We start from the raw sequence: 22,649 nt of genomic DNA, 5'->3' as shown, positions 1-22,649 counted from the left end.
GCAGAAATTAAAGAAACCGTGCTTAAAAAAACGCATCCAGGCGAAAGTAGATCGGCGCTTCGCGCTCAGTCAGCGCGTCTGGGCGTTCCAGGGAATGAGCGAAAGTGACGCTGGCGTTCAGGTGTTCACCTCGGGCAAACAGCTCCACCGAATTGCTCGACACGCGCCCGTGCTCATCGCCGTTGTAGGGATTGCCGCGAATCACGCCTTGGTCATAGCCCAGGCCAGTGCCGTATTCGGCGAATACCGGGCGCAGCCATTCCAAGGTCACCGGGCGGCTCCAGCGCAGGTCGTTGCGCCAGTAGCCGCCGCTGTCGCCGGACAATGTCTGGTCTTTGTAACCGCGAATCGACGACTGGCCGCCCAGGCTCATGCGCTGCGAGCTGAACAGCGCGTCCTCGCTGCGTTGGCCGGTCATCAGGCTGCTGAAGCTGAAGGATTCGCCGCCCAGCACGAACGGCTGCAGGTAACTGAGAGTGGCGGTGTATTTGCGATAGCGGGCATCCGGCACCCCAGGTCCCGGCTCGTGATCGCCCTGGGCATCAAGGGCGCCGATGCCTTGCTGCATGCCCAGGTCAAGGTTGACGAAGGCATTGCCGACTCGCCGGCCATGGTTGATACCGAACTGCGCCTCGCTGATGCGATTGCTGCTCTCGTTGAGCTTGCTGTCTTCGATGAAATTGTTGGTGCGCAGGTACGCAAGGCCGGTGTTGAGTGAGGTCTTGCTCAGGGCATCGCGATGAATCACCCGCTCCAGGCGCACTTGGTGGTTCTGGCTGTCGCCGCTCTGCTTGAAATTGAAACCATTGGCCTGGCCCAGTGCGCGGTACTCGCTCTGGCTGTAGGTGTAGCTGAGGTTCCACCAGCCAAACGGCAGGTTGTAATAGAGCATGGCATTGCGCGAGGTTTTCTGGTGGTCGCTGACGGCATCGTGGCCGCCGCGCAGGGCCAGTTGATCAGCCAGGCCCAAGGGGCTGTCCCAGTCCAGGGAGGTGCCCCATTGCTGCTCGCCGGTGCTTTTCTGCCCATCGTTATGCCGCGACAGGCCGACGCGCCAAGGCTTCTGCGGGGCGTTCTTGACCAGTACCTGGCTGCCACCGATGTTCTGGCCGGGCGTCAATTCCATCTGTGCCTGATTCGATGGCAGGCGATTGAGCTGATCGACCATCTGCTCGATATCCCGCAGGTTGAGCAGTTCCCCCGGCTTGCCGGGAAACGCCATCGCCAGTTCCCGCTCGGACACCCCACTGCCCTCGGCCCCCTTCAGGCCTTCCAGGCGCCCCTCGACGACCAGCACTTGCAGGTGGCCGCCGGACAAGTCCTGTTGCGGCAAATAGGCGCGACTGGTGACCAGGCCTTTTTCCAGGTAGTAATTGGTGATGACCTTGAGCAACTGGTTAAGCTGCGGCACGCCCAGGCACTGGTTGAGGAAAGGCTTGAGCAGGCGCTGGCGCTCCACTTCGGACAAGGCATCGGCGCCCTTGAGCTCGATGGTCTTGATCGGGAAACAACGGCTGTCGGTCGGCGCGGCAGGGGCCTGGGGCGCGGCCGACTTGCCTGGCAGGTCCTTGAGTTCTTCAAGACGCCGGCGCTGTTCTTCGAGCAGGCGATCCTGACGTTCACGGATCAGGTCCGTGTCACCGGGCGTGGGTGCGGCGTAAGCGAGCGTTAACGGAGAAAGGCACAGCAAAGCCAGGCATAACCTCGCCCAATGGGCGGGTAGGAACATGTTCGATCCCTCGATACGGAAGTGACAGCAAGCTCGTGAGCGGGGACGCACACCCCGAAACACACCCACGCTGCTGACGCGCAAAAACTACGCGCACCACCAGACCCTGCTTATCGCTTTCGGTTCAAGAGAGCGGAATTTCTCTGATCAAAAAAGAGACGTATCTCACAGGACGCGTCTAAAACCACCTCTGTGATCGCCCGGATGGGCCGCTGCAGAGGACGGCGCCGCATGAACTTTTCTTCACCCCGGACGCCCGCAGGATTCGGTAAAGTCCCCTCGCTCATTCAAGAAACTAAGGTTTTAGCCCGCTCTCCCGCGGGCTTTTTTTTGCCTCGCGTTCAGGCTGAGGTCTGGGCCTCGCCCAACGCCGACTGGACGGATGTCGTCACTGGCCCCTGCTTCAGCAGCGGCTGCTCCAACGCGGCCCGGCCATAGAACAGCAACGCCATCGACCCACAACTCAACCAGACGAAAATGCCCGCCCAGAAGGTGTGAGACATGTAGTGCCAGCCCTGAAAGACCCGCGTCGTGCCATAGATGAACCCCAGGGTCAGGGCGCCATACATCAAGGCTTTGGCATGGCGCCAGCGGTAGCGCCGGGCGACGAAATACAGCGCCAGCATCGTGAAGCCGCCGGACGCGTGACCGCCAGGCCAGCAGCGACCGTCGCCGGCGACTTTCAGCAAATCGAAATTCTGATACCACTCCTTGTGTTCGATCTTGCCGGCGTATTGGGTGGTTTCCACCGGGCAGTACACGCTGGTATGGCCCTTGAGGTAATGAATGACCCCGGTGCTCAAGGCAAACGCAAAGACCACATAAAGGAAATCGCGACGGTGCTCGTGGGCAAAACGCAGCGGCTTGGTCAGCCTGAGCTTATCCAGCACGCGCAACAGGCCTGCACGTTTTTCCGGCTTGAATACCGGCCAGAAAAACGACAACAGCGCACCGATGATGGCCGCCTCGCCGGTCCAGTTCGGAATGATCCGCGCCCACTTGTGGGTGATTTGCTCGAACAACCGCACGTGCTCCAAAGGGAATACCTGGCGCACCGGGTCATAGAAAAAATCGCTGATGGCGATGTCGATGCGGGTCATGTCGAACAGCAAGAACACCACCGCCGCACAGAGCAGGGGGATTCCGAGGTTGAACCCGTAGAAACGGGCGCGAGCAGACATCAGCATGAGCGATCCTAATCGTGGGAAAAATTACTGAAACATCACCGAGCGCCAGTCAGACGCTTCGATAAACCCGAGCAACCGTGGCGCCGGCTGGGCGGTGGACACGAACAACGAAGCGCCATAGCCAAACACCGACGTCGGGCGGTGGAGCGTGGTTTCCATGGCTTGCATGCATTCGCTGTGGGTGACCAGGATCAGATTGCGCCCGGGCACCTTGTGGGCCAGGGCATTACGCAGCAGGTCGTGCCGACAATTGGCCAGCCAATCGTCTCCGGCGCCGACCTTGTTGAACATGTATCCCGCCGTCTGCGCGGCACGGATCAGCGGGCTGTTATAGATGTCGGCGTTGTCCAGCCCCAACTGCTCGAATCGGGCACCCAGGCCTACCGCAACCGCACGAGCCCGATCAGTGATGCCAGAGGGGTCATTCAGGCAAGCAGCCTTGGAGTGGTCACACCGTTCGACATGGCGTACCAGCACGATCATGTCGCCCTTGGCCCAGCCATCGGCCAAGGCCCGGGCACCGGCGACGTTGCCATGGGCCAGGTCCGGCACCGCCGCCGGGCGCAGCAGCCAGAAGACCAATGGGATCACCAGCAATGCCGAAGCCAGCACCACTAGGGCGTTTTGGTGACGGGCAAACCGGCGTGTATCGATCGAGCGCGTCAGGCCGAAAAGGCTCAGTCTCAGTTCCACATCAAGCCGCCTCGACGGCATCCATCCAATCATTCGATGGCGCGACAGTAGTGGGCACGACGTAGGCACACGGTGAAACCGATGTGAAAAAAAGCTTGGAATACCCGACGAAATATCCCGCGAAATCCCAAGGCCAGGAAAAAATCTTTCAGATTCCACGGCGGCGGCCGATACAGCCCTGTTACATGTTCTTGCTGGCTCTTAACAACAACAATCTTCCAGCCAATCGATGATCAAGCAGCACAACGTTCCTGGAGGAATTTGATGAATAGCTGGTTTGGCAACATTAGCGTCAACATGAAATTGGGCCTGGGTTTCGGCCTGGTGCTGGTCCTGACCTGCCTGCTGGCCCTGACCAGTTGGACCAGCCTGGGCGGCCTGATCCAGCGCAGCAACTGGATGAGCGACATCACCCAGCTCAATGCCGGCCTGACCAAACTTCGGGTCGTTCGCCTGCAATACATGCTGGCCAACGGCGACGAAACCGCCGCTCAAAATGTGCAGACCACCCTCGATGGGTTCGTGGCGCAACAGAACGCACTGCTCAGCAGCTTCAAGAGCCCGGAAAACGTCAAGCTGCTCAAGGAGCAGAGCGCGATCATCAGCGCTTACCAGGTGTCCCTGAACAAGATGCGCAGCGCCTACCGCACCGGCAACACTGCCCGCGATGCGATGGGGGCAAACGCCGAGATTGCCTACAAGCTGATCGAGACTATCGATTCCGACGTACGGCAAATGGCCCTCAGCGACGAGCGCTTCGCGCAGTTCCAGGCCATCACCCAGGCCAAACAGGCCTTCATGCTGGCCCGCTATGAAGTGCGCGGCTACACCGCCAACAGCAACGCCGACACCGAACGCAAGGCCGTCACCCAACTGGACGACGCCATCGCTTCGCTCAAGCCGTTGAACGAGCACTTCTCCAGCACCCGACAGAATGAACTGCGCCAGCTGGAAAACGCCCTGACTCAATACCGCAGCGCCCTACAGGCCTTCAAGCTGGCCACCGCCGATGTGGTGCAGGCGCGCAAGGAAATGACCGACCAAGGCACGACCATCGTGACCTTGAGCGAGCAGCTGTACCAGATCCAGCTCGACCGCCGTGACACCGAAAGCGCCCAGGCGCGCACCCTGCAACTGGTCAGCACCTTGCTGGCGTTGCTGGTCGGCATCATTGCCGCCGTCATCATCACTCGCCAGATCACCGGCCCGCTGCGCGACACCCTGGCCGTGGTCGAACGCATCGCCAGTGGCGACCTGTCGCACAACGTCATCGTCACCCGTCGTGATGAACTGGGCGTGCTGCAACAAGGCATTGCGCGCATGGGCGTGACCCTGCGCGACCTGATCAGCGGCATCCGCGATGGCGTGACGCAAATCGCCAGCGCGGCTGAAGAATTGTCCGCCGTGACCGAGCAGACCAGCGCCGGGGTCAATAGCCAGAAAGTCGAGACCGATCAGGTCGCGACCGCCATGCACGAAATGACCGCCACGGTGCAGGAAGTGGCCCGCAATGCCGAAGAAGCCTCCCAGGCAGCCGCCGCCGCAGACGGCGAAGCCCGTGCCGGCGACAAGGTGGTCAACGAAGCCATCGCTCAGATCGAGCGCCTGGCCAGCGAAGTGGTGCGTTCCACCGACGCCATGACCGTGCTGCAACAGGAAAGCGACAAGATCGGCAGCGTCATGGACGTGATCAAGGCCGTGGCCGAGCAAACCAACCTGCTGGCCCTCAACGCGGCCATCGAAGCGGCCCGCGCCGGTGAGGCCGGTCGTGGTTTTGCCGTAGTGGCTGACGAAGTCCGTGGCCTGGCCCAGCGCACGCAGAAATCCACCGAGGAAATCGAAGGCCTGGTGGCCGGCCTGCAGAACGGTACCCAGCAAGTGGCGGCCGTGATGAATAACAGCCGCAACCTCACCGACAGCAGCGTGGCCCTGACCCGCAAGGCCGGCGTGTCACTGGAAAACATCACCCGCACGGTGTCGAATATCCAGTCGATGAACCAGCAGATCGCCGCTGCCGCCGAACAGCAGAGCGCCGTGGCCGAGGAAATCAGCCGCAGCATCATCAACGTGCGCGACGTCTCCGAACAGACCGCAGCCGCCAGCGAAGAAACCGCAGCTTCCAGCGTTGAACTGGCGCGGTTGGGTAATCAGTTGCAGATGATGGTGAGCCACTTCAGGGTTTGATCACGACAAACGCCCGTTTCCAGCTGGAAATGGGCGTTTGGTGTGAAGGTATTACTCAAGGGTTCCAGGGATTGATGACTTCAATTCCTGGGAATTTGAAGTCCTTGGTGTTACGGGTTGCAATCAGAGCGCCGTGCGTTCGGCAAATGGCTGCGATTTGCGCATCGGCCATACTCGCCGCCCGCCCCTCAGCCTCGCATGACGCAACCAGGGCCGCGTACTCGACAGCTGCGTGGGCATCAAAGGGCAGGATCCTGTCGACAAAATCCTCCATATCGACTGTATTCCGCCTGTTCAATCTCCATGCAACGCATCGCCCTTTCGTACAAAACCCACCCCCTCTCGTCCTACCGCCTTTTGTCGCACGCTGCTGTACGGTTTCTCCTGGACACGCACATTCCGTTCGGAAAGGAGATGGACAACACATGGACGCAAGCAACGATTCACTGTTGCATCGGCTCATCAACGCGCCAGTTAGCGAGGACAACGCCCGGGCCGATTTCGGCACAGCCATGCAGCGCATGGGATTGGCGTCGGTCTTCGATGTCATGCGCATGGGCAAGGCGAAGTTCATTCTTGAACTGGGCAAGCACACCGATGTGGATGGCGGGCAGGCCTACGAAAATGCCGCGAGCTTTGCCCAGCAGGTCAGCCGCCTGTTTCAGGAACACTTGATAGCGCCCGGCAATGCCCGGCAACGTACCCGGCGCAGCCTGGCTTCGGGTTCAACCTCGACGTCCGTCAGCTATCAAGCGCTGTTCAACGAGCGCTGGGATCAGTTCTGCAAGGAAGGCGACATCGCTGCCATCGACTCGCCGGTGGCCTATCTGCGGGCGCTGTATCTGTTTGCCGGCCAGTTGGAAAACGCTTCCCCATCAAGCGACAAAATCACCCTGAAGCAACGGCGCCCGGACCTCACGGCGCTGATGCTCGATCAGCAGAGTGCCTTCGTTGCGCGACCGATGCTGGAGATCGTCAACGACACCTTGCGCAGCGCAATCGAAGCCCATCTAGCAACGACCGGCAGGACCGTCCACCAGGTTCTGGCCAGCGAACATTACCCTTTCTCACTGCCTTATGACCTGCATCATCACCAATGCCTGCTTGGGCTCGACGCAGGCAGACCCGCGCTGGGCGAGCTGAATTACCGGGTCAGCCTGCAACTGCCATTCTCCCCCGGCGACTCACCTTATGGGCGCGTATCGCAATCTCATGTGGAGGCGCAAAAACTGCTGTCCGGACTAAGTCCCGAACAACAGAAACTGCTTCTTGCGCCCGCCAGTTCCGACCTGGACCTTGGCGTCCTGAAGAAAAGCTACGGCACTGAAGACATCAATCGCCTGCACGATCTTTCGTTCTTCAAGGAGCGCACCGGGCTCACCACCGAACAGGTCGAGCAGTTGCTGGCGCAAGGCCCATACAGCCCACGGGTTTCGACCAACAGCCCGCCCTCGACTTTTCCCAGCCATGGCGCCGGTTACATCAATGGGTCCGAATCGGAACCCGCCCTGGCTATTTCCAGAGCATCGAATGCCTTTGCCTACGGCTCGCGAGAACGTTTCGCACGCTTGCAACGAATGATCCGACTGCACCGCTGGACCGGCATTCCCGTCGCGGACCTGGATACGCTGCTCGTCAACGCCCTGCGTTCGGAAAGCAGCACGACGATGACCCTCAACACCAATACCTTGCGCACGCTGGGGGTCTATCGGTACCTGAACCAACGCCACGGCATCGCGCCGCAAGAGTTCGCGTCGCTGCTGCATGACATGCCGATTTCAGCCTGCGGGCAGCAAGCGTCATTGTTTGATCAAGTCTTCAATCGAACCCGATTGCTCGAACATCCACCAGTGCAAGACCTTGTCACGACGGACCCGAAAACCCTCAGCTATCTCAGCGCGGGCCTCGGTCTTGCTGTTACACAAGATTCGCTGTTGTGGCTGATCAAGCAGACCGAGAAATACCTGCCTTCGTTTAAATACGATTTATCCACACTCTCGTCCCTCTACCGCCAGGCCCGGATCGCCGGGATGTTCGGGCTCACGCCCGTCGAATGCACGGCATTGGCCCATCTATTGGGCGGCGAAGAGTTTTGCAAAGCATTGGTGACCGGTGCATTGAGCCCGTCCCACGCCCCGCAGCCAGACATCCTCGATGTTCTGATGGCACTGGATTGGGCCGTCGACTGGCTCAAGGAAGGCAACCGGGAAGTCGCGCCATGGTGTCGCCTGTTCGACGCCATCGAAGGTGACTTGCCAATGAACAAGAATATGGAGCGACGACTATCGATACTGCTGGCAGAGGACCGCCTCCCTAGCGGCGACCGGCACGTGGTGGAAACCCTGCTGCACGACTTTGTCGACTTGTCCGCAGACTATGCTTCCTGCGTGATGCAATTGGCCGACACCCATGCCACGACGATTGTCGCGGCCATCGAGAAGTCCCCTGGAACAATGCCCGCCCTGCTGGCGACCGTATTGCGCACTGCCCAAGCGTGCAAGGCAATCTACCTGAACAGCAGCACGCTGCGGCAGTTGCTGAACAACCCAAGTTGGCTGGCCGCCAATCACCCGGGGACGCTGACACCTCAAACCCTGTACCTGCTCGATCGCTTCAGCCACTGCGCACAGCATCAGGCCCGGTCAGAAGAACACCTGCTGCACTACTTGCAACTTGCTAATCAAGACTCGACGCAAGGCGCTGCGGAAGAAGCCAACAAGTTGTTAGCCAGCCTGCTGGACTGGAGCGCCGACGAAGTAAGTTGCCTGACCGCACAACTGCAACACAAACGGGCTCGGTCAATGGAAGCCGTGGATTGGGTCATGCGCTGCCAGGCGTGCTGCCAGCGCACCGGGTTGTCGGCCAGCCTGCTGCTCCAGGCAAGCGCATTGAACAGCGACAGCCAGACATCGGACTGGAGGACCGTCGGTGAAGCGTTGGTCGCGGCCCGCCACTGACATGCTCCCTCTTGCTTCAACATTCAAGGATTGAATATGACCGTTGCCATGAAAAAGCAGCTTGATGAAAGTCTGCGCGATGCACAGTTAGCGCTCTATCTGTACAAGGTCGCGCCCAACAACCCCACCACAAAAAACCTGAAGCTCAAGACGGCCGAGGCGCTTTACGAACATTGGCTGCTCGATGTGCTGGTCAGCCAGGATGTGCCCACCACGCCCGTGGCGTGTGCCATCGCCAGCCTGCAGCAATACATCCATCGCATCCTGATGAACCTGGAACCCGGTTACGACTCGGCCAGCCTGAGCGTCGAGCACCTGAAGACCTGGCGCAACGAGATGCATCAGTACCCGATTTGGGCCGCCCATCAGAAGTTGCTCTATTTCCCCGGGGCTTATCTGGACCCACAGCTCAGGAGCAACAAGAGCGACAACTTCAGACAACTGGAAAACGACCTCAACCAGAACCAGATTCAACCGGATGCGGTCCAGTCGGCGGTCATGGCGTACCTGACCCGCTTCGAAGAAATCGCCAACCTGAACATTCTCAATGGCTACATCGACGGCGCGGACCTTGCCAACGACACTTACTACTTCATTGCCAAATCCCGCTCGGAGAACAGCTATTTCTGGCGCTCGCTGAACATGGCCCAACGCCCGCTCGACGGCCCGCCACCGCTCCCGCCAGCCATCCCGCCCAAACTTGACCAGCCGGATCCCCAGGCCTGGTCAGACTGGGAAAAAGCCAACGTGCCGATTTCCGACAGCGCGATCGAACACTCGATACGACCGGTGTGGTTCAACAATCGCCTGTTCGTTGTATGGGCCGAATACATCCATCAAGAGCCGTCGGCCACCCGCGACGCTTCTTCAGCGTCACCAACGGGTACTCACCCGCCTCTATTGCGCTTGAGCCTGTGTTTCAAAAAACCGGATGGAAGCTGGAGCACTCCGCGGGTTTGCCTGCAAGGTTATTGCGAGGACACTGCGCTTCGCAGCAAGGGTCTGGATGCGATCAAGGCATTGGTCGGCACTGTTGCTGTACATCACCAACAAGACTCGCACGACTTACTTTATCTCGCGTTGTGCGTCAGAGCGCCCCAAGCAAACTCGTCCAACACCTTCATATTCAAGAAAACCACTTACCTCGATAAAAATCTCGGCGTCGAACCCGCAGGTTCAGACACCTCAAAACAAACGCCGGCAGAACAGTATCTTCCGCACTCAAACATCCATCGCATTCAACTGAAGGTGCCTCTCCAAACGGAAGGCGAGCCGCCGATAACAGGCGTTTTTCTTGGTCAGAAGCTGAGGCCTGAAACTCTTCCTCCCGAGATTACCAGCGTGAAGTCCAGCCAGGGGAACACTCAGTTTCTCGATTTCGCCAACTCAGCGCTCAGCGACAACGATGCCCTGGACACCCCACGCCAACCCATCAGGCTCACCACCGCATTCGCCCCGGAACTGATCCGCCGCACCGAAAACAGCCTGAATGAATTGTTCGATTGGCAGACGCAACACCTGCCGGAACCCGCTTTATCAGGCAGCCCTCATAACAAGATGGATTTCCACGGCCCTTACGGTCGTTATTTCACCGAGCTGTTCCTCTACGTGCCATGGCTGATCGCCCATCGGTTGAACACCGAGCAGCGATACGAGGAGGCCGAACGCTGGCTCCGTCATGTCTTCGAACCAGGTCTAGGGGATCAAGAGTGTTGGCGAAGCGTCCCTTTGGTCGACAGCAACACAACCGCCTATCACGACCAGGCGCCCCATGATCCTCACCAGATCGCCCTCAGTCATCCGGTGCACTTTCGCAAAGCGCTGTACTTTCTGTACCTCGACATCCTGATCAACCGAGGCGATGCCGCGTACCGCGCGCTGACGCCCGACAGTCTCAGCGAGGCCAAGCTTTGGTATGTGCGGGCACTGGAGTTGTTGGGACCGCGGGCAGACGTTCAACCACCCGATCAATGGGCGAAGATCAGCCTGCAAGCGCTGAGCGAAACCACCAACGACAAGCTGCGCGATTTCGAACAATCCCTGACCGGCTCGAACGCCAACCACTCGCTGCGCCTTCGTGAAAACCCTTCGCAGTCATCCCTACCCGCCATCGACACCGCCCATTTACGCGTACCGTTCAACCCGGAGCTGCTCAAGCGTTGGGACATGATCGAAAGTCGCCTGTACAACCTGCGGCATAACCTCGATATCATCGGCAAGCCGCTGCATTTGCCGGTATTTGCCGCGCCGCTGGATCCTCGTGCCCTGCCCGGCGCCAACGCCCTGAACATCACCGACAGCGCGCCACCAAGCCTATCGCTCCCATACCTGCCCAATTATCGCTTCGTGACCCTGCACAGCCAGGCCCAGGGCGCCGTCGAAAGCCTCAGCCAGTTCGGCGCCACGCTGCTGTCGCTGATCGAGCGCAAAGAACAGGCGCAATTGCAGGAACTGCAACAACAGCAAGCCTGGGATCTGGCGAAAATCTCTGTCGACCTGCAACGTCAGGCACTGAAGATCGACCGCCATAACCGCCAGGCGCTGCTGGCCAGTCGATCCATCGTCGAGGGGCGGGTCAATTACTACCGGCATCTGCTGGACAAAGGCGTCAGCGAAACCGAGAAGAAAGCCTGTCGGTTGTATTTGAAAAGCGGCGCGTCCGAACTGGAGGCATCCGACGCCCAGGCTTTGGCGGGCGGGCTGATGCTGACGCCTAACGTTTTCGGGCTGAGCAACGGTGGCAGTCGTTGGGAAGGCGTGATGCACGCTGCCGCCGCCATCGCCCAAGGGACCGCCATCGGCGCTCGCACGGCAGCGACCCACCTGGAACGGACCGCTCAATTCCATCGCCGTCGGGAGGAATGGACCCAGGCCCATGACCAGGCCCGGCTCGAACTGACCCAGGTCGACGCACAACTGGCGCACTTTGCCGAGCAGGAAACGGCCACGCGCCTGCAACTTCGCCTGGCGGAATCGAGCCTCGGCCAAGCCAAGGCCAACTACGACTTTTTCCGCAAGCGTTTTAGCAAGGCGCAACTGTACCAATGGCTGAACAGCCAGTTCTGCGCGCTTTACCGCCAGGCCTATGACGCAACATTGGCGCTGTGCCTGGATGCTGAAGCCTGCTGGCAGTACGAAATCGCAGATACAAACAAGCGCTTCATCCAACCCTACACCTGGAATGCAACCTATCGCGGCCTGGGATTGGGTGAGCAACTGAAGCTGAGTCTGTTGAACATGCACGCCGAATACCTGCGACGTAACGAGCGGGAGCTGGAAATTCGCAAAACAGTTTCGTTGCGCCAACTCAAGAGCAAAACCGCAACCAGCACCCTCAACAAGGAATGGGCGCAAATCCACGCTGACCTGCTGCAAGGCCAGTGCGAATTCGAGCTGACCCACGAGCTGTTCGAAGACGACTACAAAGGCCAGCAACATTACCTGCGACGCATCAAGACCGTCAGCGTCTCCTTGCCGGCCCTCGTCGGCCCTTACGAAAACATTCGGGCCACGCTGACCCAGACCGCCAGCAAAGTGTTCATGTCTCCAGGTGGCTGGTCCGTGGAAAGCCGTTATGCCAACCAGCAGATTGCCCTGTCCACGGGGCTCGATGACAACGGCCTGTTCACCCTCAATTTCAACGATGAACGCTACCTGCCTTTTGAATACACCGGCGCGGTTTCCACATGGTGCCTGACCTTCCCGAACCCCGAAGCGCAAAAGGACATGCTGGAATCGCTCACCGACATCATCGTGCAGGTGAGCTACACAGCCAGGGTTGGCGGAGGCTCGCAATGAGCGAACACAGCGAATTACCTGTAACCGCGCCGTCATTGCCCAAGGGCGGCGGCGCCATCCAGAGCATCGGCAAAGGCTGGAATGCGATCGGCGCCCACGGCACGGCGTCCTATGACATCGCCCTGCCGATTTCGCCGGGGCGCGGTTTTGCACCGTCCTTGTCATTGGGTTACGCCAGTTCCTGCGGCAACGGCGTGTTCGGCCTCGGCTGGGGGCTGTCGCTGCCCTGCGTGGCGCGACGCACCAGCCAGGGTGTACCGGCCTATACCGAGGATGACCCGATCATCGGCACCGGCGGTGAACTGTGGCTGCCCGAACGCGACACGCAAGGAAACATCCGCTCGACCCGCGTCGACCGCTACAACAGTCTGGAGCTGGAGAGAACCTACACGGTGACTCGCCATTTTCCGAGAATCGAAAGCAGCTTCGAGCGGATCGAGTACTGGTCGCCGGCCCCTGGCGAACCGGGCTTCTGGCTCGTACACGGTGCCGACGGCAGCCTTCACGTGTACGGAAAAAATCACTCGGCACGCCGTGCAGATCCTCGGGATGCGAGGCGCGTAGGCGAATGGCTGCTGGAAGAAAGCCTGAACGCCCATGGCGAGCACATCCTTTACCAATACAAAGTCGACGTCACGGGCCAGCGCTATTTGAGTCGGGTAAGTTACGGCAATTTCCAGGCCGACGCGGACCTCTACCTGTGGAAAACGGATCGGCTGAAGGCTGTGCAATGGCACTTCGAATTGTTGTTCGACTACGGCGAACGAAGCACGCAATACCAGGAGAAACCGCACTATGAAGGCCAGCAATGGCTGGCCCGTGACGATGTATTTTCCAGCTTCGCCTACGGCTTCGAATTGCGTACCGAACGGCTGTGCCGTCAGGTGTTGATGTTCCACCGTTTTGCCGATGAATGCGGCGCAGACCCCGTGCTGGTGCGACGCCTGCTGCTCGACTATCGCCAGACGGAGCAGGGTTATCAGCACCTGATCGCCGTACACGACCAGGCATTTGGCGAGTCGCAGACGCCCGAAAGCCGCCCTCCCATTGAGTTCAGCTACAGCGAGTTCAAGCTCTTGGATAAGGTTCCGGGCTGGCAGCCTTGGCCGAATATGTCAGAGCTCACCGGAAGTCTGGGCTGCCAATGGGTGGACCTTTACGGCGAAGGCCTGCCCGGCGTGCTCTACCAAGGCGATGGCGGTTGGTATTACCGCGAGCCGACGCGGGCCAAGGCCAACACCGACGAAGTGACCTACGGCCAATGGCAGGCATTGCCGCGCATTCCCGTGGCTGACACAACAAAACCCATGCTCCAGTCATTGAGGGATCTCACGGGGGATGGTCGACTGGACTGGGTCATTGCCCAGCCCGGGTGGAGCGGTTTCTTCGCCCTCGGTACCAATCGGGACTGGTCGGATTTCGCCACGTTCGGGGCGTTTCCTGCAGAGTTCTGCCATCGGCACGGGCAACTGGCCGACCTGATGGGCGCTGGCCTCAGCGACCTGGCAATGATCGGTCCGCGCAGCGTCCGGCTGTACGCCAACCAGCGCCACAAGGGGTTCGCCGCCGCCCGCGAAGCGACTCGCGACGAAGAGGCCGATGCCCTCCCGGTCATCGGCCCTTCGCTGCGCGAGTTGGTGGCCTTTAGCGACATCCTCGGCAGCGGCCAACAGCACCTGGTGCGCATCCGTCACAACGAAGTGAAGTGCTGGCCGAACCTGGGCCATGGACGTTTTGGCAACGGCATCGTGCTCGGCTCGCCGGACCTTGCCGACGAAAGCTTCGATCCCTCGCGTATCCGCCTGGCGGACCTGGACGGTTCCGGCGCGACCGACCTGATCTATCTACAAGCGAATCAGGCGTTGATCTTCATGAACCGCGGCGGCAATGGCTTCAGCCCTCCCGTTGCGCTGCCCTGGCCGCCGGGGATCCACTACGACTCGTTATGCCAGGTAAGCATCGCTGACGTTCAGGGGCTCGGTTGTTCCAGCCTGATCCTCAGCCTGCCCCACAGAGGGGACCAACATTGGCGCTGCGACTTCGTCCGGGAGAAACCCTATCTGCTGACCGGTACCCACAACAATACCGGTGCGGCCCACCGCATCGCCTACCGCAGCTCAGCGCAGGAATGGCTGGATGAGAAAGCCGAAAGAACCCAGGCCGACAGCTCCCTGGATTGTCATGTGCCCTTGATCCTGCAAGTGGTGTCGAGCCAGACCCAGATGGATGAGATCACCGGCAACCGACTGTGCCAGACCTTCGCTTACCGCCAAGGTTATTACGACGGTATCGAACGGGAGTTTTGCGGCTTCGGCCTGCTGCTGAAAACCGATCAGGAGACCCGCCCCGGCAACGCCGACTCGCCGGATTTCACAGCGCCGAGCCTGACAAAAACCTGGTTCCACACCGGACAAGCGCTGGACCTGCCCCGCCTCGGCTATAGCCGCGCCGACACGCAAGCCGCCGCGTTGGGCCCGACGGTCCTGTGCCAATACCAGCCTGAAAGCGGGGGCGACACGCTCATTGCCTCGCCAACGTCCACCATCGTCGTTGAGATGTCGCGCGCGCTGAATGGTCGTCTGCTCCGCAGCGAGGTCTTCGGTGTCGATCCACAGTTGAACGGGAGGACGTTGTATTCGGTCCAGGAAAACCGCTATCGAATACGCTTGCTCCAGGCATCCACCGGTCATTTGCCCTACGCCAGTTCATTGCCGCTGCTGCTCGAATCCATCCGCTACCAGTACGAGGGCATCACCGACGATCCGCAATGCCAGCACACCTTCAACCTGCACCATGACGCCTATGGCGCTCTGGCCCACAGCATCACCGCCCACTACGCCCGACGAAAAACCGTCGACGATCCTCCGCCGTTCAGTGACATCGACCAGCAACGCTGGTGGCGCGATGCTCACGATCCGGTGCAACAGTTCCATTACCTGAGCGAAACCCGCGCCGTATATATACATCTCCCCGCACCCCAAGGTTGGCGCCTGGGCCTACCGTATCGCCAGCGGACCAATGCGCACAAAAGACCCAAGGCACCGCAGGCCGGAGGGCTTAGCACACGGGGCATGTCGTATGAAAAGCTCATCGAACTGACCGAGGAAACGACCTGGGCAACCCAAAGCGTTCTGACGAGCCTGTCCGTGCACCGCTACAAGGACGCCAGAACCGCAAAAACCCTGCCGGACGGCGTCGCACACTTCGAAGCCCTAAGCGATCACCTGGAAACCGCCGAGCTGGACGACACAGCCTTGCAAGCTTTCCACGTGTTGCCACAAGCCTCGCGCCCCCAGCATGAGTTGCTGGAAAGCATCGGTTACCACCACATGGATGCCTTTCTTCCCGCGACATCGCCGCAGGGCAGGCTCTGGTCAGTCAAGAGCGGCTTTGCAACCTATGCCCCATTGCAAGGCTTCTACAAAATCCAGACCCAGCAGGCCAGTGAAAGCCATGGGTTGACCACGTTCAGCTACGACGCCTATCACTGTTGCATCACCGCGTTCAAAGTGCCCGATGGCCGCGTCACAAGGGCGCTCTACGATTACCGCACGCTTGTGCCATGGCGCATTACCGATCCCAACGGCAACACACAGGAGGGCCGCGTTGATGCCTTCGGCCAGATTTTGGCCACGACTTTCTACGGCAAAGAAAACAACACACCCGTGGGTTTCCTGCCCATCGCGCAGTTCGAGCGACCAAGCTTCAATACGCCGAATGAGGCGATCGAACAGAGCTCGGAGGCGTTACAGAACGCCGCCACCGCGCTCTATTACGCCCCGTTCAGTTGGATGGGTTGCGTATCGAAGGGCGCTCTGGTCGACAGCGAGTGGCTGGCGCGTTGCGTGCTCAATCACGATCTGCTGCCCGGCGGGCACATCTGCGCATCGGCGCGGGCGCGACTGGCGGACCTGCGCATACTCTCGGTCGACGAACTGAAACTGAAACAAGAAATAGATGCCGCCATCCGTGAACCGGTACACATCGCCGTGCTGACGGCTGACCGTTATCCCACTGACGACCAGCAGCAGATTCGCATCGCCATCACCTGCTTCGACGGCTTCGGTCGAACACTGCAAAGCAAACAACGGGTCGAGTCGGGCATGGCCTACATCATCGATGCCAATGGAGCGCTGACACTCAAGGACGCAACCCCTGTGGAGCAAACCGCGCCAACACGCTGGCGTGTCAGTGAACGCGTGGAATACAACCATAAAGGTTTGCCGATCCGCCTCTATCGTCCCTACTTTGCTAATCAGCATCGCTACATCAACGACGCGTCATTACGCCGGTTCGGCCATTTTGACCAGCAGTTCTACGACGCGTTGGGCCGCCCTACCCGCACCCGTCTTGCCCAGCAAAATGGCCTTTCCCTGATGCGGCGCCAAACCCGCTACGCCTGGTATGCCCTGGACGAGGATGAGAACGACACTCTGGAAAAAGTCATGGCCGAACACGTCCAGGCAAACGGAGGTGAGGCATGAACCCGCGCCTTCACCGCAAGACACCGACCATCAACGCTGTCGACAGCCGAGGCCTGCCCGTGCGGCAGGTCGCCTACTGTCGGCGCAACGCAGAAGAACAGTCTCTGACGCGTGTCACCCGCCAGCACCACGACACGGCTGGACGCCTGGCTGCGCAGTGGGATCCCCGGCTGTTCGGCGCAGCGCCCGAAGCCAACCTGACGACCCTCTACAGCCTTGGCGGCAGACCGCTGTTGGTGAACAGTGTCGATGCCGGCTGGCGCTTGAGCCTGCCTGGCGTCGCCGGGCAGATCCTGCGCCGCTGGGACCAACGGGGAAACCACTGGCACACGACCTACGATGATCAGTTGAGGACGATCGCCATCCGTGAATATGCGCCAGGCCAGGATCCACGCCAGGTCGAATGCCTGCGCTACGGCGACAGCTCGCCAGCATCTGCGGCACGCAATCTATGCGGCGCCCTCACCCGCCACGATGACAGCGCGGGCAGCTTGTTCATCAGCGAATACGCGCTCTGCGCCAAGCCGCTTAGCCAAACCCGGCACTTCCTCCTCGATGCCACACAAGCGCACTGGCCGTCCGCTGAGGCGGAACGCGACGTGCTGTTGGAAAAGGGCGACGGCTACACAACGCAATGGCGCTACGACGCATTGGCGCAACCCATCCTGCAGTCAGATGCGGCCTTGCACCAACAACGCTACGCGTTTGATGTGGCGGGCCAACTCAAGTCGGTGAGCCTGAAAGTAACGGGGGCGACGACGTACAAAAGCATCGTGAAAGACCTGGTCTACAACGCGTCCGGCCAAGTCGAATCCCAGGTCGCCGGTAATGGCGTGGTCAGTCGTGCGGTGTTCGATCCGGCCAGCGGTCGATTGACCTCACTCAGCGCATCGGTGTCAGCCAGCATCTTGCAGGACCTGCACTACAGCTATGACGCAGTGGGTAACGTGACCCAGATCGAGGACCGGGCCCAACCGGCGCGGTTCGGCAGCAACCAGCGGGTCGACGCCACTTACAAGTTCGCCTACGACAGCCTCTATCAATTGACCCGTGCCACGGGCCGTGAAGCGGCGGGGCTGACCGGCAACCCGAGCCTTCCGGCCTTCGGCAGGGTACCGTTCGACGCCCAGCAACTGTTCCAGTTTACCGAGCACTACGAGTACGACGCCGGTGGCAACCTGATCCAACTGCGCCATGTTCGCGACCGTAACAACTACACCCGGACACTGCACATCGCCGCCAACAGCAATCGCCTGCTGTCCTGGAACAAAGCCGCACACTTCGATGCCAACGGCAACTCACAGGTCCTGCATCCAGGCCGGGCGCTGGAATGGACGACGCGCAATCAACTCGCCAGCGTGACATTGGTACAGCGCGCAGACGGCCAGCATGACCTTGAACGCTATAGCTACGACAGCGCGGGTCAACGGGTGCGCAAAATACAGGTCACCCATGCGTCGACGGTGACGCACACCAGGGAGGTCCGTTACCTGCCGGGCCTGGAAATCCATACCCGTCAGAACGAACGCCTGGAGGTCATCACCCTGCAGGCCGGTCGTTGCAGCGTGAGATATTTGCATTGGACGCAAGGCCGTCCGGCCGGCATCGCGTCAAACCAACTGCGCTACTGCCTCGACGATCACCTGGGTTCCAGCTCGTTGGAGCTCGACGATGAAGGCTGGCTGATCAGCCAGGAAAGCTACCTGCCCTATGGCGGAACCGCTTGGGCAGCGTCCCGCTCGGCCGTGGAAGCCGACTACCGGACCATTCGCTATTCCGGCAAGGAGCGTGATGCCAGCGGCCTGTACTACTACGGGCAAAGGTATTACGCGCCGTGGCTGCAACGTTGGATCAGCCCCGATCCGGCGGGGGCGGTGGATGGGTTGAACCTGTATTGCATGGTGGGGAACAACCCGATGAGATTCATCGACCCTTCAGGCCTGATGAGGGATGAAGAACTCAAGGAATTCGAAAGCTGGGGCCGGGCCCGTTCCCAGGAAATCATGGATTCTGCCCAGGGTGACTATTCCTATCGTTTGATGCCGGACTCCTACGATAAAACGTCCGATCAGTTTCTCAGTGGTGAGTTAGTGGGCCGCGAGTTTCTCGCGCACTCCTATGGCTACATCAAGACCGAAGGAGTTGGGCTCAGCGACTTTTTCAATCTTCCAAAACCGCAAGGCAGCATGAGGGGCTACAAAGGCGTGGACCGCGATTATGACGGCAGGGCCAGGACCGCCACGCCTCAGGAATACTATTTGAATTTCGGCACTTATCGGATCGGTAATACCGCCGACTACCTGACTGATTTATCCAGCCGCTACGCCGCCGCAAAAAACGACATGTTCCATAATGTGGAAATAGAGGAAGACGTCCTGAAAGACGCTCCGACGCTGAGCCGGTTGACCGATCAGGTCCACCAACTGCAACAACCCACCCGGGATTGGATCGAAACCCATATCGAGAAAATGGACGGGATCATGCCGATGCTTGCTGGCGGGCCCGGAGCCCATGCGGAAGTGCGGCTGGCGAATTCCATCGTAGCGCTCTACCCGGACAGAGCGGAAAGAATGCTTTCGGACACCACGATACTGACTGACAGGATATCCAGGGGGGACGCCCCCGAGCCATTCCCTGCGTGCATCAATTGCAGTGGGATCCTTCCTTCACAAATCACCGTGCCCACCGGACGCACCGTCGTCGACTACGCCGGGTACAACGCTCGCGTCCAGGAACTGAACGAGGCTTCACGTGTTCGCCCAGGAGGTAGTCGGAACAGAAGATGACGCGGCTCAAACGCTGATTGCGTTGGTGAACACCAGGCGATTGCCAAACGGATCACTGATGGTCATGTCCTGGCTGCCCCAGGGCATGGCCTGGATCTGCGGGTGAGCATAGCGGTAATCCTTGGCAAGCAGCTGCGCCTGGAACGCTTCCAGCTCATCGGTCTCGATCCGCAGCGCCGAGCCGGGTGTGCAATCGCCATGATGCTCGCTCAGGTGCAACACACAGTCGCCACGGGAGACTTGCAAATACAGCGGAAAATTGTCACCGAAGCGATGCTGCCAGTCGACGGTAAAGCCCAGGAAATCGACATAGAACGCCAACGCTTTGGCTTCATCGAAGATCCTCAGGATCGGAGTGGTTTTACCGAAGCTCATGGGTTGCTCCCTGGCTGAAAATACCCAGTTTAGACGGGTGACCTTAATACTTCGGCCTTGGCCCCGGCTTCTTTAGTGTCGCAGTGCCATTATTGTGGCGTCAATTAGAGTAAATTCAGCCGCTTATAACCGTCAAACCCTGAATCCTGGGCGCAAGTCGCCGTCGCGCGGCAGAAAGTGCCCTTCCCTGCGCCCATTCGCCTGGCCCCCGCCATAACTCAAGGCACCGTTGACCCATACCCCATCGATGCCTTCGGCGGCCCGTTGCGGCTCGTTGAAGTCGGCAACGTCGCGAATGGTCTGCGGATTGAACAACACCAGGTCTGCCCAATGGCCTTCCCGGATTTCACCCCGTTCCTTCAAGCCGAATCGCGCCGCGGAAAGGCCGGTCATCTTGTGCACAGCGGTGTGTAGGGGAAAAAGCCCGACGTCACGACTGAAATGTCCCAGCACCCGTGGGAAAGCGCCCCAGAGGCGCGGATGGGGAAACGGGTCCTCAGGCAGACCGTCGGAGCCCACCATGGACAGTGGGTGGGCGAGGATCCGTCTGACGTCACCTTCGTCCATGCCGTAGTACACCGCACCGGCCGGTTGCAGGCGACGCGCCGCCTCCAGCAGCGACACATTCCACTCGCCGGCGATGTCGGCAAGGTCGCGGCCACCGACCTGCGGATGCGCTGTCGACCAGGTGATGGTGATGCGATGGGCATCGGTCACTTGCTTGAGATCCAGGGTCGAGGAACTTGCCGCGTAGGGGTAACAGTCGCAGCCGACGGGATGACCTTGCGCGGCGTTTTCCAGCGCTGCGAGCACCTGTGGGCTGCGTCCCCAATTACCGGCCCCGGCACATTTGAGGTGGGAAATGATCACGGGACTGCGGGCGTGACGGCCGATCTGGAACGCCTCATCCATGGCTTCGAGCACCGGTTCGAATTCGCTGCGCAGGTGAGTGGCGTAGATCGCGCCGAAGGCGCTCAACTCCTCGGCCAGTTGCATCACCTCGTCAGTGGAGGCTGAAAACGCGCTGGCGTAGGCCAGGCCAGTGGACAGGCCAAGGGCGCCGGCCTCCAGGCTTTCGCGCAGTTGCTGGCGCATGGCGGCGATTTCGTCCCCGGTAGCCGTGCGCAACAAATCATCCATATGGTTGCTGCGCAACGCCGTATGCCCCACCAGCGCCGCGACGTTGACGGCAGGCATGGCCGCCGCCACCGCCTGCCGATAATCAGCGAAGCGAGGGTAAGCGAACGCTTGGGCGGTGCCGAGCAGGTTCATCGGGTCCGGCGGATCGCCACGCAGGCTGACCGGTGAAGCGCTGATGCCGCAGTTACCGACGATGACCGTGGTCACGCCCTGGCTGAGTTTGGGTAACATCTGCGGTTGGCGGATCACCACGGTGTCGTCGTGGGTGTGCACATCGATGAAGCCCGGCGCCAGCACGCGGCCAGCGGCGTCGACTTCTTCCACCGCCCGGGCATCGCCCAGGCTGCCGATGCGCTCGATGCGACCGGCGCGAACCGCTACATCAGCGCTGTAGCCGGGTGTGTCGCTGCCGTCGATGACCAGCGCATTGCGGATTAGCGTGTCGTACAACATCTCAGTCTCCCAGCGGCAGGTGATCGTCGCCGCCGCGGTAATCGTCCAGGGCGAGTTTGACCCGCCGCAGCCGCTCTTGATTGTCTTCGGGATGGGCCAGCGCCAGCTCGGTGGCGAGCACGTCGATGGCCAGCAGCATGCCGTAGCGCGCCGCCGTGGGTTTATAGATGAATGAGGTTTCGGCGCCTTGCAGCGGTAGCACCACATCGGCCAGTTGGGCGAGCGGTGAACCGGCGCGGGTGATGGCGAGAATCGGCGCGCCGTAGCCACGGGCCAGCTCAACCGCTCCGAGCAGCTCCGGCGTGATGCCTGTCAGCGAACACGCAATGACCAGATGCGCCTCGCTCAACGATGTGGCGGTGATGCGCATCATCACCGGGTCACGGCACGCGGCGATCGGGTAGCCAAAACGCACCAGCCGCACCTGCAATTCTTCGCTGCACAACGCCGACCAGCCACCGAGCCCGAACGCATGGATCATCCGCGCCTTGCCGATCATTCGCACGGCATCGTCGAATCGCGACTCTTCGAACCCCGACAGGTGTTGGCGCAGGGTCGATTCGATATCGCCGACAATCTGCCCATAAAACGCCGACTGCTCGGGCGCGCCGGCCGGGTCGAGAAACCGGCTGCCGACACCACTGGCCTGGGCCAGTTGCAGGCGCAAGTCACGAAGATCACGGCAGCCGACGGTGCGGGCGAAACGCGACAGCGTGGCGCTGCTGACTTCCGCTCGCTGGGCCAGTTCATCGAGGCTGGCGGAGGCGGCAAATCCTACGTCGTCGAGCATCAGCCGGGCGATGCGTCCTTCGCCGGCGCTGAAGGAGTCCTGGCGGGAGCGGATCTGGTAAAGGATGTCCATG

At 60.5% G+C, this 22,649-nt stretch carries 11 protein-coding genes and 2 pseudogenes; 6 read left to right on the top strand and 7 right to left on the bottom strand.

The window, feature by feature from the left end:
• Positions 1 to 22: 22 nt before the first annotated feature.
• The 3 genes from PFLQ2_RS24195 to PFLQ2_RS24205 form a co-directional block, all read right to left on the bottom strand.
• Positions 23 to 1,729 (bottom strand): ShlB/FhaC/HecB family hemolysin secretion/activation protein, encoded by a 1,707-nt coding sequence (locus PFLQ2_RS24195; RefSeq protein ID WP_003177780.1) that lies wholly within the window; start codon positions 1,727 to 1,729, stop codon positions 23 to 25.
• Between the two features lie 341 nt (positions 1,730 to 2,070).
• Positions 2,071 to 2,916 (bottom strand): phosphatase PAP2 family protein, encoded by an 846-nt coding sequence (locus tag PFLQ2_RS24200; RefSeq protein WP_003177779.1) that lies wholly within the window; start codon positions 2,914 to 2,916, stop codon positions 2,071 to 2,073.
• 24 nt (positions 2,917 to 2,940) lie between these two features.
• Entirely contained in the window at positions 2,941 to 3,609 is a 669-nt protein-coding gene (locus tag PFLQ2_RS24205) for a histidine phosphatase family protein (RefSeq protein ID WP_003177778.1), read from the bottom strand.
• 264 nt (positions 3,610 to 3,873) lie between these two features.
• Here PFLQ2_RS24205 and PFLQ2_RS30940 point away from each other — a divergent pair.
• Both PFLQ2_RS30940 and PFLQ2_RS30935 read left to right on the top strand, forming a co-directional pair.
• Positions 3,874 to 4,887: pseudogene (locus tag PFLQ2_RS30940) on the top strand (methyl-accepting chemotaxis protein); the annotation flags it as partial.
• 42 nt (positions 4,888 to 4,929) lie between these two features.
• A complete protein-coding gene (locus PFLQ2_RS30935) occupies positions 4,930 to 5,793 on the top strand; it encodes a methyl-accepting chemotaxis protein (RefSeq protein ID WP_430452942.1) in 864 nt (287 codons plus the stop codon).
• 55 nt (positions 5,794 to 5,848) lie between these two features.
• Here PFLQ2_RS30935 and PFLQ2_RS30570 read toward each other — a convergent pair.
• A pseudogene (locus PFLQ2_RS30570) lies at positions 5,849 to 6,064 on the bottom strand (VapC toxin family PIN domain ribonuclease); the annotation flags it as partial.
• A 154-nt stretch (positions 6,065 to 6,218) separates the two neighbouring features.
• Here PFLQ2_RS30570 and PFLQ2_RS24215 point away from each other — a divergent pair.
• The 4 genes from PFLQ2_RS24215 to PFLQ2_RS24230 are packed head-to-tail and all read left to right on the top strand — an operon-like array spanning position 6,219 to position 19,818.
• Positions 6,219 to 8,750 (top strand): Tc toxin subunit A, encoded by a 2,532-nt coding sequence (locus tag PFLQ2_RS24215; RefSeq protein ID WP_003177774.1) that lies wholly within the window; start codon positions 6,219 to 6,221, stop codon positions 8,748 to 8,750.
• Between the two features lie 36 nt (positions 8,751 to 8,786).
• Entirely contained in the window at positions 8,787 to 12,548 is a 3,762-nt protein-coding gene (locus PFLQ2_RS24220) for a neuraminidase-like domain-containing protein (RefSeq protein WP_003177772.1), read from the top strand.
• The gene (locus tag PFLQ2_RS24225) at positions 12,545 to 17,032 is read left to right on the top strand and encodes a SpvB/TcaC N-terminal domain-containing protein (protein WP_003177770.1); all 4,488 of its coding nucleotides are present in this window, start codon (positions 12,545 to 12,547) and stop codon (positions 17,030 to 17,032) included. Before PFLQ2_RS24220 ends, PFLQ2_RS24225 begins: the two co-directional genes overlap by 4 nt.
• Positions 17,029 to 19,818: an RHS repeat-associated core domain-containing protein gene (locus PFLQ2_RS24230; protein ID WP_003177768.1), complete on the top strand. Its 2,790-nt coding sequence runs from the start codon at positions 17,029 to 17,031 to the stop codon at positions 19,816 to 19,818. The genes PFLQ2_RS24225 and PFLQ2_RS24230 overlap by 4 nt, the downstream gene beginning before the upstream one ends.
• Positions 19,819 to 19,824: 6 nt before the next feature.
• Here the strand turns inward: PFLQ2_RS24230 and PFLQ2_RS24235 are convergent, their stop codons facing one another.
• The 3 genes from PFLQ2_RS24235 to PFLQ2_RS24245 form a co-directional block, all read right to left on the bottom strand.
• Entirely contained in the window at positions 19,825 to 20,193 is a 369-nt protein-coding gene (locus PFLQ2_RS24235; protein ID WP_003177766.1) for a glyoxalase superfamily protein, read from the bottom strand.
• A gap of 132 nt (positions 20,194 to 20,325) precedes the next feature.
• Positions 20,326 to 21,786: an N-acyl-D-amino-acid deacylase family protein gene (locus tag PFLQ2_RS24240; protein WP_003177764.1), complete on the bottom strand. Its 1,461-nt coding sequence runs from the start codon at positions 21,784 to 21,786 to the stop codon at positions 20,326 to 20,328.
• Between the two features lies 1 nt (position 21,787).
• Positions 21,788 to 22,648, bottom strand: coding sequence for a MurR/RpiR family transcriptional regulator (locus tag PFLQ2_RS24245; protein WP_003177762.1), 861 nt, complete (start codon positions 22,646 to 22,648; stop codon positions 21,788 to 21,790).
• Position 22,649 lies beyond the last annotated feature (1 nt).

Source organism: Pseudomonas fluorescens Q2-87, assembly GCF_000281895.1.
GTDB classification, from domain to species: domain Bacteria; phylum Pseudomonadota; class Gammaproteobacteria; order Pseudomonadales; family Pseudomonadaceae; genus Aquipseudomonas; species Aquipseudomonas fluorescens_S.
The sequence above is the reverse complement of the archived record's forward strand: the minus strand, read 5'-3'. Positions and strand labels throughout refer to the sequence as shown.